This is a genomic window from Eubacterium limosum (assembly GCF_000807675.2).
GTDB lineage: Bacteria > Bacillota > Clostridia > Eubacteriales > Eubacteriaceae > Eubacterium > Eubacterium limosum.
In genome coordinates, this window is sequence record NZ_CP019962.1 from 1,157,591 (window position 1) to 1,173,831 (window position 16,241).

Annotated in this window: 14 protein-coding genes; 8 read left to right on the forward strand and 6 right to left on the reverse strand. The window is 44.3% G+C overall.

All coding sequences use genetic code 11. From position 1 onward, the window contains the following. Window position 1: 1 nt before the first annotated feature. The 6 genes from B2M23_RS05420 (at window position 2) to B2M23_RS05445 (ending at window position 5,506) form a co-directional block, all read left to right on the forward strand. The gene (locus B2M23_RS05420; protein ID WP_052237203.1) at window positions 2–1,012 is read left to right on the forward strand and encodes an N-acetylmuramoyl-L-alanine amidase; all 1,011 of its coding nucleotides are present in this window, start codon (window positions 2–4) and stop codon (window positions 1,010–1,012) included. 45 nt (window positions 1,013–1,057) lie between these two features. Continuing rightward, window positions 1,058–1,813 (forward strand): DNA adenine methylase, encoded by a 756-nt coding sequence (locus B2M23_RS05425; protein ID WP_038352072.1) that lies wholly within the window; start codon window positions 1,058–1,060, stop codon window positions 1,811–1,813. Window positions 1,814–1,869: 56 nt separating this feature from the next. Then, on the forward strand, window positions 1,870–2,145 hold the full coding sequence (locus B2M23_RS05430; RefSeq protein WP_278286448.1) for a helix-turn-helix domain-containing protein: 276 nt from the start codon (window positions 1,870–1,872) through the stop codon (window positions 2,143–2,145). Between the two features lie 213 nt (window positions 2,146–2,358). Beyond that, window positions 2,359–3,114, forward strand: coding sequence for a DUF7973 family transport facilitator (locus B2M23_RS05435; RefSeq protein WP_479723701.1), 756 nt, complete (start codon window positions 2,359–2,361; stop codon window positions 3,112–3,114). A 142-nt stretch (window positions 3,115–3,256) separates the two neighbouring features. After that, window positions 3,257–4,321 carry a YdcF family protein gene (locus tag B2M23_RS05440; RefSeq protein ID WP_038352070.1) on the forward strand — a complete coding sequence of 355 codons (1,065 nt, stop codon included), beginning with the start codon at window positions 3,257–3,259 and terminating at the stop codon, window positions 4,319–4,321. Window positions 4,322–4,474: 153 nt separating this feature from the next. Further along, complete coding sequence (locus tag B2M23_RS05445) at window positions 4,475–5,506, forward strand: zinc-dependent alcohol dehydrogenase (protein WP_038352069.1); 1,032 nt, start codon at window positions 4,475–4,477, stop codon at window positions 5,504–5,506. A gap of 67 nt (window positions 5,507–5,573) precedes the next feature. Here B2M23_RS05445 and B2M23_RS05450 read toward each other — a convergent pair whose 3' ends face one another. Genes B2M23_RS05450 through B2M23_RS05460 form a run of 3 tightly spaced genes read right to left on the reverse strand, consistent with a single transcriptional unit; the run spans window position 5,574 to window position 9,314 of the window. Continuing rightward, on the reverse strand, window positions 5,574–7,013 hold the full coding sequence (locus tag B2M23_RS05450; protein ID WP_038352068.1) for a trimethylamine methyltransferase family protein: 1,440 nt from the start codon (window positions 7,011–7,013) through the stop codon (window positions 5,574–5,576). Window positions 7,014–7,036: 23 nt separating this feature from the next. Beyond that, window positions 7,037–8,548, reverse strand: a complete 1,512-nt coding sequence (locus tag B2M23_RS05455; RefSeq protein WP_038352067.1) for a BCCT family transporter — start codon at window positions 8,546–8,548, stop codon at window positions 7,037–7,039. A 31-nt stretch (window positions 8,549–8,579) separates the two neighbouring features. Beyond that, the gene (locus tag B2M23_RS05460) at window positions 8,580–9,314 is read right to left on the reverse strand and encodes an MFS transporter (protein WP_110060313.1); all 735 of its coding nucleotides are present in this window, start codon (window positions 9,312–9,314) and stop codon (window positions 8,580–8,582) included. A gap of 42 nt (window positions 9,315–9,356) precedes the next feature. On the opposite strand from B2M23_RS05460, the gene B2M23_RS05465 reads away from it, so the two are divergent. Beyond that, window positions 9,357–9,782, forward strand: a complete 426-nt coding sequence (locus B2M23_RS05465; protein ID WP_181396948.1) for an AAA-type ATPase lid domain-containing protein — start codon at window positions 9,357–9,359, stop codon at window positions 9,780–9,782. A gap of 90 nt (window positions 9,783–9,872) precedes the next feature. Here the strand turns inward: B2M23_RS05465 and B2M23_RS05470 are convergent, their stop codons facing one another. Both B2M23_RS05470 and B2M23_RS05475 read right to left on the reverse strand, forming a co-directional pair. Continuing rightward, window positions 9,873–11,129: an MFS transporter gene (locus B2M23_RS05470; protein WP_038352064.1), complete on the reverse strand. Its 1,257-nt coding sequence runs from the start codon at window positions 11,127–11,129 to the stop codon at window positions 9,873–9,875. 113 nt (window positions 11,130–11,242) lie between these two features. Continuing rightward, window positions 11,243–12,697, reverse strand: a complete 1,455-nt coding sequence (locus tag B2M23_RS05475) for a trimethylamine methyltransferase family protein (RefSeq protein WP_038352063.1) — start codon at window positions 12,695–12,697, stop codon at window positions 11,243–11,245. A 230-nt stretch (window positions 12,698–12,927) separates the two neighbouring features. Between B2M23_RS05475 and B2M23_RS05480 the strand changes: the two genes are divergently transcribed. Continuing rightward, window positions 12,928–14,313, forward strand: a complete 1,386-nt coding sequence (locus B2M23_RS05480; protein WP_052237201.1) for a sigma-54 interaction domain-containing protein — start codon at window positions 12,928–12,930, stop codon at window positions 14,311–14,313. A 66-nt stretch (window positions 14,314–14,379) separates the two neighbouring features. On the opposite strand, the gene B2M23_RS05485 is transcribed toward B2M23_RS05480, so the two are convergent. After that, entirely contained in the window at window positions 14,380–15,987 is a 1,608-nt protein-coding gene (locus tag B2M23_RS05485; RefSeq protein WP_038352062.1) for a BCCT family transporter, read from the reverse strand. Window positions 15,988–16,241 lie beyond the last annotated feature (254 nt).

Here is a 16,241-nt window from a genome sequence, read left to right on the forward strand (position 1 = left end):
TATGGCATTGGAATACTACAATGCAATCGTAGAGTTTGGTGATATGAACGATGACGTTCTTTTTTTACAGAGACAACTTCATATCTGTGGATTTAATCCGGGATTAAAAGACGGAGACTTTGGCAATGGCACTGGCAATGCATTGGAAAATGCTCAGATTTACTTTGGAATTGCAGCAGATCGGATTGCTGGTCCTCAAACCTGGAGAAAGCTGTACGACTACTGTGCAAAGATTCAGGAGCAGCTGAACCTTATTGGCGGCTTCGCGTTGGTTATCGACGGGAACGTCGGCAGCCATGGAACGGCTACAGTGGAAGCGTTCAAGACTTTCCAAGTTCGGGGAGGAAGAGAACCAGACTGGTGCTGTGGTCCGGTAGAGGAACAAGCGCTAAATATGGTAGACTTCATGAAAGCTATGCCGTCTGGAAATGCCAGTGTTCCATCATCCTCCAGCCTGATTGTACCAACTCAATCCGGCAGACTGGATGGGGTTAAAATCTATATTCCGGCAGGACATGGCGGCTCTGATCCAGGCGGTGTTGGAAACGGTCTGCGAGAATCAGATGTTGCACTTGCCTATGCTACCATTTTAGGAAGCATCTTGCAAGGATATGGCGCAACGGTCTTGCTGGGGCGTACAGGGGATTATTACAAATCCCTGGCGTCACGTGTTCAGGAGGCGAACAACTGGGGGGCAAACCTCTATGTGTCCTGTCATGAGAATGCTTATGGTGATCCAGCTGCCAATGGTTCAGAGGTTCTCTTTGTATCCGAAAGCGGAAATCAGCTGGCTGTATGCAGTGTCAATGAGCTGTCGGCGGGGCTTGGAACGACCAACCGCGGCGCAAAATATCAGGATGACTATGAAGTGGTCTATTCCGATATGACTGCGGTAATCTGTGAACCGGGCTTTATTACAAATGCTGGAAACGCCGGATTCATGAACAACGAGGTTGGCCTTCGAAATCAAGCTCAGTGTCTGGCAAATGGTATTGTAAAGTATTGTGCATAGAAAGGGAGGCTCTGGGCCTCCCCCAGAGCCTTATATGGTGAAAATATGAACAGTTTTATTCCATGGATTGGCGGGAAACGGCTCCTTAGAAAATCCATCACGGAACTTTTTCCAAAGGATTTTTCCCGTTATATTGAAGTGTTTGGCGGTGCAGGCTGGGCTCTCTTTGCGAAGGAAAAGCATGCAGAATTAGAGGTGTGGAATGATTATGAAGGGCAGCTGGCGAACCTGTTTCGCTGTGTAAAATACCACCCGGACGCTGTGAAGCAAGAACTGTCCCTGGTCCTTAACTCCAGGGAGTTTTTTGAAGATTTCAAAACTCAACTCGATCTTAGAGGCTTAACCGATATCCAACGCGCTGCGCGGTATTTTATGATTATCAAGACTTCTTATGCAGCGGATCGGCGGACATATGGGGCTGTGAAGAAAAACATTCAAAAGAGTATCTCATATCTTAGTGATATCTCAGAACGCCTCAACACCGTTGTTGTTGAGAACAGGGATTTTGAAAGTTTGATTCGTGTGTATGATCGACCGACGGCGCTTTTTTATTGTGATCCGCCTTACCACAAAACTGAACAGTATTATACGGCTGAGTTTAAACAGGAGGATCATGAGCGTTTAAAAGCCTGTTTAAAAGGCATAAAAGGGCGTTTTGTACTAAGTTATAATGATGATGAGTACATACGAAGTCTTTATAAAGATTTCAATATTCATGAAGTATCCAGACGAAACTCATTGCTGGAAAGATACGATATTAAAAATAAAGAATATAAAGAATTGATAATTACAAACTACTAAAATATTTTTTTTAACAGATAAATAACCTATTTAGTTATAATGCCACAGTTACCGTTATGATATTATTCAAAGTGATAGAATATCATAGGGGTGATACCGTGATTAAAATACATTTGTCCAGACTACTAGGAGAAAGAAAAATGAACCAGGCAGAACTGGCAAGGCTTACTGACATCAGGCCAACGACAATAAATGAATACTATCATGAGTTGGTTGAGCGGGTAAATTTAGAATATCTGGATAGAATATGTGAAGTACTTGATTGCCCGATTGATGAGCTCTTAGAGTATTTGCCAAATCAAGCAAAAAGACAGTGGAAAAAAGAAAAATAAAGAAGAAAATTAAAGTGTTTTAATGGTATTAAAAGGCTTTTTAAATAAATGAAAAATAGCGTTAAGCTATAAAAGATAGAAAACAGCAAAGAAACAACAATATATAATGATAAAACATTGAAGAGAAGCAATTACGTTCAATCATACGTGACCGCTTCTCTTTTTTTGTGTTTTGCGTGAAAAAGTTTTGTATTTTGTGCGAAAAGCTACAATATTTCCTTTTGCGGCGCGGCAGCGGCCGGCGCTTATCTCATGCGCAGGGGAAAGATGGAGAGCGGCGCAGATATCATCACGCCGCTGTGTAAATACAATGATGGCGCTGCGCTGCTGGTCGGCGGGGTGTTCGGCGTTTTCGGCTACCTTATTGAGTTTGTGATCTCAGACCTGTTTGGGGTAAATGTGCTCAATCTGGCAGGCTGGACCGATACGGTTGCTATCACCGTTTTCCTGAACGGCCTGCTCACCCGTCTCACACTGGGGACGAGCGGTTTCTTTGGAAAATGGGAAGGGGAAAAGCATGTTTTCCTGCCGGATAAAAACAGGTTTACCTTTCTGCTGGTCCTGGGCGCCGGCAGCAGTCTGTTGGTAGGCTGTATCACGGTGGCGCTTGGACAGATGGGGCTTGACGGTTCCCAGGAAGCTATGTACCTGTTTAACAACATGGGGTCTTTTGCCTTTGGGATTGCGGCAATCTGTTTCCTATGGCTGCCGATGAAGCTGCCAATGGAAAACCTTCACCAGATCATTTTACCGGCGGCGACCACTGTCCTTACGGTTTTTGCGGTAACCCAGAACGCAGTTTTGTCGATTATCGGCGGTGTTATTATCGGTATGATCGGCGCAGTTCTCTGTGATATTGCGGCGCGTACTTTCAATACGAATACCGACAGCCATATCGACCCACCGGCTTTTACCATCGCTGTACTGCAAATTTTTAATTTTTCAATTTTGCCAATGCTTCTGGCATGATCATAATGCTCCCTAATTAAATTATCATATAAAGAGGAACGCCTGACAGCAGGCGTTTTTCTTTTTGAGAGGAAAGATGTGCAGTGAGAATAGTATAAAAATGGGTATAAACAAGAAAAAGTTGAAAATAAGGAGAAATACAATGCTTATATATGCTGTTAATCTCATTTATCTCTTGTTTTTCCTACTTGTATATCTACAGGATCGAAGAAGACTGATCAATGGGTTTCTGTTTTTTATTTTATTGATGATCAGCGGTCTTTCACTTGTCATGCTGGCGGGTGAAACAGGAAATCCGTTTTTATTTTTCCTGCTTGTTATTATCGCAATGGCAGCCGTCCTGCTTCTGTTTACAGGCGTGTTTATTATTCTGGCAATTTCTTTTTACAGCGCCGTGAACCTGCTGAGAAAGGAAGGGCGCAGCAAAGCCAATCTACTCAGTTTGCTGGTAGGCATCGGTATTCTGCTGTGGCTGGTTTTGGGAATGGTTTCCTTTAAAAATGTCGAGATCAACGATGTACTCTCAGTTATTATGCTGGTGGTCAACACAATCTTATTATACCTTCTGCTCGTGTTTTCAAATTTTATTTTGTCATCCTTTATTTATGGGATTTACAGGCCGTTTTTCAGGCAGGATTACATGATTGTACTGGGTTCTGGCCTGATGGGCGGGAATAGAGTTACGCCGCTGCTGGCTGGCCGGATCGACAGGGCCCTCAAGGTTTACCGGCGGCAGGCGGATAAAAAAAAGAAACCGCCCATGCTTATCATGTCTGGCGGCAAGGGCGGCGATGAGCAGATTGCCGAGGGCGAAGCCATGAAGCGGTACGCCCTGGAGCAGGGGATTCCAGAGGATCGTATTCTGGTCGAGGATCAATCTGAAAATACCTATGAAAATATGCTGTTTTCCAGACAACTCATCGAAAGCCGGGAAGCGGATATGAAACACCTGCACATTTTGTTCTCAACCTCCAATTATCATGTTTTCCGTGCAGGCATCTATGCCAGAAAGGCAGAGCTTAAGGCTCAGGGCATTGGCGCGAAAACAAAATTCTACTTTTGGTATAACGCACTGCTTAGGGAGTATGTGGCAATTCTGGCGATGCATAAGAAGACGCATATTGTCTGCATGCTTATTTTGCTGGTCATTGTGGGACTTGCAAGTCTTCTGATACACCATCCGGATATTGTTACCCAATTTATTTAAAAAATAGTGTTGCTTTTCTCCAAAGACTGTGCTAATATACCTATTAAAGAATTTACGTTATTATGTAATTACATTAAAACATGAGAGCTGCACATTATTTTCAGTAGGGGAAATATAATAGGGTGCAGGCGTGATCCAGAGGAGGAGTTAATAATGAGAACATTCGTTGTTGGAAAAGACGGAAGCATGTCCCTTGAAGAGGTAAATAAGCCAAGATATGATGAGCACCAGGCATTGGTTAAAACAATTGCCTGCGGTATGTGCGGTACAGATGTCAAACTGCTTCACCGCACTTTTAAGGGCTTTCCAGAGTCGGTATACCCGATTATGCTGGGCCATGAAGGCGTGGGAGAGGTCGTTGAAGTCGGCGCAAAGGTAAAGGGCTTAAAACCTGGCGATAAGGTGCTGCTGCCCTTTGTCGATCCAGACGAGGAAAATCTGCCTGGGCTTGGCTCAGGCTGGGGCGCGTTGAGCGAGTACGCTGTAGTATGCGACCCGCAGGCTTACCCGGAGGGAGAAGCGCCGGAATGTGCTTATGCCCAGACTGTGCTTGATGACGACCTGGACCCGGTAGACGCGGTTATGATCATCACCTTCCGCGAGGTTTTATCCTCCATCCGTTACTTCGGTATCCAGCCCACAGACTCTGTTGTGGTCTTTGGCTGCGGTCCGGTTGGGCTGACCTATATGAAGTTCATGAGACTGCTTGGGGTTAAAAATCTGATTGCCTGCGACATTGTACCGGAAAAACTGGAACAGGCCAAAGCGCATGGCGCTACACATCTGATCAACAGCAAGGATCAGGATGTGCGTGAGGAAGTACGGAAGATTTTCCCAGAAGGCGTGGATTTTGTACTGGACGCCGCCGGTTCACCAGCCATTGTAAACCAGGGTATGGGGCTGATCAAGGACCGTGGGGCAGTACTGTGCTACGGCGTGCCAGAAAAAGAAGAAATCACCATTGATTTCAGCCAGGCTGACTACAACTGGCGTGTTATTTACCAGCAGATGCCAAGAAAGAGCGAAGAAGGAAAAGCCCATGAACAGGTTCTGGAATGGATGCGCTCCGGTCAGCTGGAAATCAAAGACTTTATTTCGGATTACTTTAAGTTTGGTGACAGCATTGAAGCCTATGAAAAGCTGCTGGACCGCAAGGTGATGAAAAAAGGGATTATTACATTTTAGATAACGCATTTGCAAAAAAGGCAGATGCCCTTTCACAGGGCCGCTGCCTTTTTTTAGTCAGTTTTAATTATAATATATTTCGATATTTTTCATGAATATAAGGATTAAGGAGTTCGGCCTGTTCTTTTGTTATATCCGCAGGGATAAAGCTTTCCAGTCTTTTCTTAACCGCATCTTCGACCCGGTCGTTTACAGAGAGGCTGCCTTTATTTTGCCATTGGTTTGGGTCGTCCTTATTAAAATATTTTGGCAGATAAACTTCTTCCCGGTACATTTTTGGCGTGCGTCCTTTTAAGAAAACGCCACGAGGACCTGTTTTTTTCAAAAGGTCAAAGCAGAAGTTTTCATCATTGCAGTTAATCCCCTCGGTCATCCGGCAGGCCATATGATGTATTTCTTCATCGACTAAGAATTTTTCGAAATCAGATACATTAAAAGAACCCATACAGCCGCAGGTGTGGAAGACAATATCGGCACCGGCATTGCGTGTTGTCAAAATATTCATCATTGACTCCGCGCCAGCCTGCACATCTAGCTCCTTCGCATCACTCAGGGAACCTCCTGTTCTAAAAGGCAGGCCATACCGGTCTGCCAGGCCGGCAACAGCATAGATGACTAATGAGCACTCTGGGGAGCCGATCGCCAATTGGATGGTACGCATATCGGTTGCCGCAGAGGTATTTCCATAGACCACATTGGCATCTGGATTGACCAGCTTGGCGAGGGTGTAACCAGCCAGTATTTCAGCGTTTGTCATTGCGAGCATTGATGCTAATGAAGGAGGCGCTGTCATCAATGGCATTGCACAGGGAGTGATGATCATTGCCTGCTGTGTTTCGGCTAAAATAAAAATACGTTCGATAGGATCGTGGTCTAACGTTAAGGGTGATAGGGTGTTTACGACATAAGCGCTGTGAGTACCCTCTGTTCCCTCAAAACGGTTAACAAGCTCAAGGCTTTTTCGGTAAACCTCCGAGCCTTTTTCTTTACCATCGATGATAAATGTGTTTGGGGCAGACATCAGCATGGGTTTTTGACTGTATTTTAAAACCATCGCGACATTGCCAAAGACTTTCTGATCTTCAGAATAAGAATCATCATAGCTCAGGAAGTAATTCATAGTAGATACCTTTGTAATATCGCTGGTGTCCGAAAGCTTGAATTGGTCAATGACATCCTGATTTGTCATTTTTTTAATACCACCGTGGTTATGATGTCTGTACACATTTCCTAAAATTGGAACACCGTATTGCTGGCCGCTCCCGATTTCAAGATCGCCCTTACAGGATTTGATGGTAAACTGTTTTTTTGCATATTTTAAAGCCTCGTTGAGAAGGGATTCGGGAATAAACACTGTTTCATTTTCGACCTTCGCGCCATATTTTTTGAAAAGCGACAGGGCACCTTCGTGTTCAAATTTAATGCCTATTTCCGATAGAATGCGAAGCGTATATTCGTGAATTTTTTCAATTTTTGATTTGCTGATATAATTTTCATAATTTTTCATGATGAGACTCCTTTGAATGAATTCTAAATTTTATTTTCCCTCTTTAAACTCAGGAACAGGCTGAGTAACAAGAGGAGTATGACGATAATATAAGGTAAGGTGAAGAAAACAGAGACCTGCTGCATTGCATTGATGCCGCCTGAAAAAATAAGCATACAGGCTAAAGCGCCGATCAGAATACTCCATAAAACCCTGAAAAAATGACTGCGGATTTCTTCTCCTTTGCAGCTCATGGTAACAAGCACCTGAGTAGATGCGTCTGCGGAGGTAATGAAGAAAATAGCCAGGCTGATCATAATCAGTACACAGGATATCAGCGGTACTGGCAAATTTTGAAGCAATGCAAAGATACCGCCGGTGCTGTCCTTAAGAACCGCTTCGGCGATAAGGCCATTGCCGTCCTGGCTCATTTTTAAAGCGCTTCCCCCAATGACGGAGAACCAAATGCAGCTAAACAGCGTGGGGATTAATAAGACAACCGTGACAAATTCACGGATGGTGCGCCCTTTGGAAATTTTTGCGATAAAGATTCCGACAAAGGGAGACCAGAGAATCCACATTGCCCAGTAAAAGATTGTCCAGTTACTCATCCAGTTGTAGCCTTTGGCTGTTTCTATAGTCTGCTGTGCATCAGTAAAGAAGGAGAGGCTGATAAAATGAGATAAGTAACCGCCAATGCCTTCAATAAGTGTATTTACGCAATAGATGGTTGGTCCAAAAATAAAGACAAAAATAATGAAAGCTACTGCGAGCTGCATGTTAAAGTCGCTGATGCGTTTCATGCCTTTTTCAATACCGAGCATTGATGAAAGGGTAAATGCAACTGTTCCTGCAATAATGACGCAAATGGTAGTGAGCAGTGTATTGGGAATTCCAAATACAATGTTTAAGCCTGAGCTGATTTGAAGCGCTCCCATTCCAAAGGAAATTGAAATGCCCAAAAGTGTGATGATAATGGTGAGGGCATCAAGGGAGATATTCAGCAAGCGGTGTTTTTTGCCTGGAAATAAAGGGGCAATACAGGAACTGACCAGAGGGCTTGTCTTTTTCCGGTAATGGAAATAAGCGAAGGGCAATGCCACAGAGGTATAGATTGCCCAGGGATGAATGCCCCAATGAAAGAAAGTAATATGCATACTTTCAGTAGCCGCAGCGCCTGTCCAGGCCTGCGCAGTCAGCGGATCCATAAAATGAGACATGGGCTCGGTAACGCCGAAAAAGATAAGGCCAACGCCCATCCCAGCGCTGAACATCATTGCGAACCAGCTTAAATTACTAAATTCGGGTCGGTCTGTATCTTTGCCTAAGCGGATACGCCCATATTTACTGAAAGCAATAAATAAACAGAAAACAATAATGATGTCAGCGGCTAAAACAAAGCACCATTTGAAGTTCTGCATAAGAAAATTAAATATTTTTTCAGAAATCTGACCCATTTGGACAGGTGCGATAAAAAAACTGAGGACTAAAAGTCCGCAGACCAGAAAAGCGGTCATAAATACAGGCTTGTCCATTTTTTTGAGTAATTCTTTCATTTAAGCTCCTTTCACAATGAAGATAAGCTGTTTAGCCGGTTTGTTTTTTTGTGTGCTTTTTATGAATCAGCAGGCAGGCGACAATGCCGAGAGCACTTGCTACGCCCAGTAAAATAAATATTTTATTAAAGCCCGCGTTAATGTTTCCGGCGGATGTGGCGGCGTCAATCCACGATCCCGCAATAGGGCTGACGAGAATCTGAGGAATAAAACCAATGCAGGAAATAACACCGGTACACATCCCGGTCATTTCGATGGGAATGCCAGCTTCGCCCATAACAGACCAGTAGGTTGATTTGATGGCGTTAAAGCAGAGCGACAAAAACAGTGTAAGTGCGATGGATAAGGCGACTACTTTGCTGCTGAAAATGAGCGAAAGGCCAAGAATGCAGGTAAGAGCAAAGAAGATTGAGACGGCCTTACTTTTGGTCGACATTTTATCCGCAATGATGCCGCCAATAATTCCTGAAAGAAAAACAATGATGTAATTTCTGAAAATAGAAATGGTACTTGCAATGCTTTCGGGAAGCTTGAGAATCTGCGTTGTATAAGTGCCCAGATAGCCGGTACAGCACATATAAACCGTAATGCCGCAGGCGATAACAAAGATGGTCAGCCAAGTTCCTTTAAGCTTAAGGGCGTCGATCATACGATAGCTTTTTTCGCCAGCGGAGGTCTGGTCAGGTTCTTTTGTATCTTTTGGCAGTACAATGGCCAGTGCAATTGCAATGATGATAAAGACCGCGACATTAACCCATATGAGGATCTATACTGGCGGATCAATGCAATTTCATCTACGATTCCACCTTTGAGGAAACGCAAAGCCGATATCGTGCCTCTGGCCTTCCATTTCCTGAAACTAAACAATAAAACCCATACCATACAGAAGTTTTTTGCGCCGGAGTTTTTACCCTTGCTGCTGCAGTATGACTGGCTGGGGAATGTTCGGGAATTAAAAAATGTGATTGACCGCTGTTATATTCTTTCCCCTGGGTACACGATCTATCCCGATAAGCTGCCGAAGGATATTTCACTTTTGGAAGACAGTTACTATGAAAGTTCCTCCAATGACTATGACTCAATTATGGATTCTTTTGAACGGCAGCTTATACGAGAGGTGTTTAAAAAAGAAAAAACCATCGCGAGTGTGCAAAGAGAACTCGGACTGTCCCAAAATAAGGCTTATCGGCTTGTTAAAAAATATTGTAGGGATTTGATAAAAAAAGACAGTTGAAAAATATATCCGGGAACAACCCTTTGGAAGCTTTACGAACTGCTGACAAAGGGTTGTGGTGTTTATACTTTTCCCGGCTATTGTGTCTTATCAATTATCAAATTTCTTTACAGCTTTTTTCCACTCTCTGTCAACCAAAAAGCTTGCAAGGATACCGAGAACACCGGCGACAGCAATTAAAATAAAAATTTTATTAAAACCGATTTGAAGATTGCCGGCAGCTGCAGCAGCATCAATCCAAGAGCCTGCAACAGGGCTTACAATAATTTCAGGGATAAAGCCAATACAAGAAATAACACCCGTACAGATACCGGTCATTTCCAATGGAATGCCAGCTTCACCCATGACAGACCAATAGGTTGATTTGATGGCATTGAAGCACAGTGACAGAACCAGTGTTAGAATGATTGACAAGGCAATAATCTGACTGCTGAAAATCAGGAACAGGCTAACAGCTGCTGAACAGGCAAAGAAAATGGCAACAGCCTTGCTTTTAGTCGATAACTTGTCGGCAATGATACCACCGATGACACCAGACAGAAAAACAATGATATAATTGCGGATAATTGAAATAGCGCTGGCGATATTTTCCGGCAGGTTAAGGATTTGGGTGGTATAAGTCCCCAGATAGCCTGTACATGCAATGTAAATGGTGATACCACAGGCGATGACAAAGATTGTCAGCCAGGTACCTTTTAATTTAAGTGCATCGACCAGTCGGAATTTTGCCACTGCTGAAGGGTTGGTATCTTCCTTGATATCCTTCGGCAGGATAAAAATAAGAGCGATGGCAATGAGGATGAAAAGGGCCACATTTACCCAGATTACAGCCTGGAAGCCAAGGGTTTCGTTGGTAAAAACCCCAAGAACCCACAGACATAAGAATGAGATAACCGTGGCGATAACACCTCTGAAGGCTTCGCTCAAGCCGAAGATTTTCCCCTGTTCGGACTCATCACCGAGCATTCTTAAATATTTTAAATAGGGGGACCAGAACGTCAGAATGCTGAAAATCGAAAAGAAGCCATGAATAATTAAAATGATGGTGTAGGAGGGCAGCAAAGAGTAAATAAGCGAAGTAGCTGCCATTCCGAAGGCGCTGACAACCAACAGGGCTTTAGAGTTGAACTTGTCAGCCATATAACCGCTGGGAATATAGCAGATAAAATTGATAAAAGCCACAGATGTGCCGATAAAACCGAGCTGGGTATTGGTGAGCCCTAAAATACGGATCATCTGGTCATAGTAGGATAAACGAAAATATGGAATGAAAAACACCATGCCGGCTAAGAAGCTCAGCAGTACCAGAATAAGATTGCGCTTACCTTTGGACATTGTCTGATTCATGTGTGAAACCTCCTTTTAAGGTTAAGAAGGAACTGTATGAAAGACGGAGGCTTTCATACAGGTTCCCTGAAAGGCAGAATGATCGAATGTGAAAAAATTTTTAGCAATAGACATCAATAACGGAATTGCGGCGGCAGGTATTCGTTGAGCAGTTTTTGCTGGGCCTTTGTGGTTTCTGGAAGCTGGTAAGCCTCAAGACGTTCCTTTACTTCTCTGCCGGCCTTGTCTCTTAAGGTGCCGTTTTGTTCAATAAGAACCGTTGAGTTTCCGCCATGACGGTTGAAAATTTTTGGCAGATAGTGTTCCTCACGGTAATCTCTGGAGGTTCTACCCTTGAGATAATCTCCCCTTGGCCCCACCTTTTTCATCAGGTCAAAGCAGGCTTTTTTATCGGAGATCATAATCCCCTGATTCACGCGCTTCAGATAGCTGGCTGTTATCTCATCCAGAACATATTTTTCGTAGCTCCCCATATTATAAGTCGCCAGCGGCCCGGCTGCGTTAAGAATAAAGTCGGATTTTCCGACAAGGCCTGTGGTTAGCATCATCATGGTTTCTGCACCAGCCTGATAGTCGGCGTCCAGAGCGCTGGAAACGCCCACACCCGTCCGGATCGGCAGGTTGTAAAAACGTCCCATTGCCAGCAAGCCCATTTGAATAAGCATGGATTCAGGAGCGCCGACAGCAAGCTGTAATGTACGCATATCCGTCGGGCCGCTGACGCTTCCGAACATAGCCGGCACACCTGGGTTAACAAGCTGTGTTAGTACGATGGCTGCGAGAAGCGTTGCGTTGCTCTGAATGATCGAGCCCATCAGGGTTGGTGGTGAGGTAAGGTTTGTCATGCCGCAGTCGATAAAAATAACCGGCTGATTTTCCTCGATGAGACCAAACATATTTGCGAGCACCTCACTGCCGACGGCCAATGGCGAAAGGAGGGCAAGATTCGACAGTACAACCGGCTTGTCCCAGGTGTCAAAGAATTTTTTATGAAAGGCAGCAATCTCTCTGGCCGCTTCGGTTAGGTCCTTATTTTTCCAATTTAGCGGAGTGACTGCGTTTGCCTGGTAAACTGGTTTAGAGCTGTATTTGAGGCCCAGGGCGACATAGGGCATATACATATTGTCTAATGTTTTATCAATATCATCTGTATCGTAGCCGACACTGGTACTCATGCGGATGACTTCGCTGGTTTCTGCCAGCTTATGGAAATTGACAACATCATCCAGGGTAGTATTTTTTATGGAACCATCTGTATGGATGATTTGGAAGTGTGCTGGATTTCCGACAGTGACAGGCTCATAGCGCTTGCCGATTTTGACAGAATTGTTCAGCGCAAACAATTCAAATTCTGAGGGTGCAGTTTTAAGCGCCTCGTGTAAAAGCTGTTCGCTGATATAAACGATTTCTCCATCAACGCGCGCGCCATGCTGCCTGAAGACATCCAGGGCGCGCTGGCTTTCAAAAATAACTCCGATTTCGTCCAGAACCTTCAGTGTGTATTCATGAACCATCTCGATGTCATTGGGGCTCATAAATTTTTCATGCAGATTACGATTTAGATACATAGTGTTTTCTCCTTAAGCAAATCATTACCGGTAATGTCATTGATTTGTACATGTCATTTAGTAAAGCAATAATTATGCCAACTTGGTAAACGGCAGTTTTAAAGGGAAAAGATGCAAAAAAATTAAGCGTTTAAACTAGAATTAAATTAAATAATGATTTTTTTCATCTAAAATTAACTATTGTCTGTATAGGGTTGCAGTGGTATGATAACGGAAAGGGGGGAGACAACATGGATAATGAATTTAAGCACAGCGCAAAATATATGGAATATCTGAACGCGCTTCCAAAGGAAATGTATATTAAAATACTTGAGAATATTTTTACCGGCGTTTTAGTAAATGACAGGGAAGGAAATACCATTTATGTTAATCCGGCGGTTACCAGGCATTATGGAAAGAAGCCGGAGGAGATGGTGGCTCTTCGAAACTGGGGAATCTGGCAAGGCGTTGTCAGCCCGCCTGCCTATAAAGAAATGCTTGAGGTCAAACGTACGCTTTTTTACAGGCAGATGCATTTTAACTCACAGGAAGTTTTAACAACCATCATTAATCCGGTGCTTGGCGATGGTCGGGAGCTGGAACTGATGGTTTCGGTTATTCAGGAAAATATTGAAAGCTTTGACAAGGTTTATGAAGAGGATTCCGGGATTTCTGTTGAACAGGAGAGTCCCTTTAAAAATATTATCGGCGAGAGCCAGAATTATATGAAAGAGCTGGTGCTTTTGAGACGGGCAGCAAAATCAAAAACGCCGATTTTAATTTTGGGAGAATCAGGAGTAGGTAAATCTTTAATCGCTAAATTTATCCATGATGCCAGTGACCGAAAAGACCAGCCGTTTTGGGACATCAACTGTGCGGCGATTCCTGAAAATCTGTTGGAATCTGAGCTTTTTGGTTATGTACCTCATGCTTTTACCGGCGCCGGCGGAAAAGGGAAAAAGGGGCTGATCCAGCTGGCAGACCATGGAACACTGTTTTTGGATGAGATTGGCGATTTACCCTTGTCCTTGCAGGCAAAGCTATTGTATGTTATTGAATCGGGAAAATTTCTGCCCATCGGTTCAGAAAACTATGTGGAGGCAGATGTCAGAATTCTGACAGCAACGAACCAGAATCTTGAGAAGCTCATTGAGGAAAGAAAATTTCGGGAGGATCTGTACTGGCGAATTAATGCCATTATATCAAAAATTCCGCCGCTTAGGGATAGGAAGGATGATATTATACCGCTTGCCTTTCATTTTCTGAAAATAAATAATCAGAATAATACTATTCAGAAGAAGTTCTCTTCGCAGTTTTTACCTCTGCTTTTAAAATATCACTGGCCCGGCAATATCCGGGAGCTGAAAAATGTCATTGATCGATGTTATATCTTGTCTCCTGGATATACCATACAACCGGATAAGCTGCCTGATTATATTTTTAGAGAGGAAGACAAAGTAAGTAATTCGGACAGCCTGAACTTTGATGTGATGATGGAGGCCTACGAGCGGCAGGTTATCCGTGAAATGTACCGTGCTGAAAGAACAATTGCCAGCGTTCAGAAAAAGCTGAATATGTCGCAGAATAAGGCTTACCGTCTGGTGAAAAAATATTGTGCGGATTTAATTGAAAAATAACAAAAAATCCTCGGAATCTGTGAAAGTCCGAAGATTTTTTGAATAATTTAAATGCTATAAAGTTTTTTAGACTTTTATTTTAGATAAATCGGGATCTGTTGCTTCTGCTTCAATCCTTTCATCAGAATCATTTTCAGAGGTCTTTTCTCCGGACAGCTGCCACCCGTTTTTCTTGATGTCCTTAAAAAAGGACAGAGCCATCAGTGCGATGATCACAAGGGCGGGGACGCCGCAGATGACGGTGATGGTCTGGAAGGGGCGGATACCGCCAATCATCAGCAGGGCGATGCTGATGACGCCAATACATAACGACCAGAAAATTTTAATCCAGGAAGGCGGTTCCTGGCCGCTTTTTAATACCTTGGTCGTGGACATGGCCATGCTGTAGGCATTGGCATTTAAGAGGGTCTGCATACAGATATTGGCAAAGACAAAGAGCACAGGCATGAGGATACCGGCAAATGGGAGGTATTTCCAGATTGCTGCAATGGCCGCGCCCTGGCCGCCTTCGGCGAGGATGCTGCCTAAATCCAGTCCCTGCTCCAGGAAGGTATTGATGGAGAAGCCCTGGAACACGATAAAGAACATATATGTACCGATGACTGTGGCGCCAAGAAGCCCCAGAACAAGCTCACGCACAGTACGCCCTTTGGAGATACGGCCATAAAATACCCCGTTTTGGATGGACATGGTAATGTACCAGGCGTAATAGAAAACAGTCCAGTTTTGGGGAATGCCGGATTTGGCATAGGGGTCTGTGTTGCAGACAAGGTGGAGGGTGTTCTGCATGAGCATGCCCAGACCGTCTGTAAAGCTGTTAAGCATGAAGAAGGACGGCCCAAAGAGCAGGACAAAAACCAGAATCCCAAAGCCCACGTACACACGGATATTGCTGAGCAGGCCAATGCCCTTTTTAAGCCCGGCGAACAGGAGAACCGCCATGATAATACTCCAGGCCATGATCAGGACAATAGAGACGATAAAGGGAGGCTCATAACCGATAATATTGGTAATGATGGCGACAAGGGTAGGGACGTTGACGCCCACGCAGGTCACGACAGAGGAGAGAAGAGCCACAATATAAATAATGTCAATGGTTTTTCCAAGGCCGCCCCGGGCGCGTTTTTTACCGAGCAGAGAAATGCAGGCTGTACTTGGCAGGGTATCATCTACTTTTTTACAGTAGAACTGGTAGGCAAAGAGCACTGCGATCAGGGCATAGCCCAGGTAGAAAACAGGTCCCCAGTGAAACAGCGGCATCATGGCTGCCTGCTGGAGCGCTTCCACTGTGCCGGTCTCCACGCCCCACATAGGAGACTGGTAGGTGTACAGCCACTCCACGCTTGTCCAGGTGAGCACACCGAGTCCGGCTGCGCCGGTAAAGATCATGCCCAGCCAGGAGAGGGTAGAATACTCGGGCTTTTCATTACCGAAGCGTTTTTTGCCGAGCGGCCCAAAGGCTAGGATGAGCACAACGACGATGAGAGCCAGATAGTACCAGTCGAACAGCCAGGCAAATTTATCCGTGATAAAGGAAAAGACTGTTTCCAGTACATTGCCGGCAACCGTCGGGTTGGACATAACCACAGCTGTCAGCAGTACGGTAAAGATGAGCGGCGGAAAAAAGGTCCAGCCGTTGACCATGGAAAAAGGTGATTTTTTGTCAGATTTCATTTTGTTTTCAGGCTGCTGCAGCTTAGGCCCGCAACAGCCTTCCCCCTTCTTATATTTTCTTACTTACTATCTATAAACACGCAATAAACATGCCAAAGCAGTAAAGGGGAAAAAGGGGAAGATTTCAAGGGTTTTAAAATGATTTTCCGAAAAGTGACGAGTGAAAATCGCTCAAATGAATGATTTTCGTTCACATCAAAGCAAATATGGACTGGTCTGTGTTTGAAAAAAAGCGTCCAAACGCCCTGCAATGG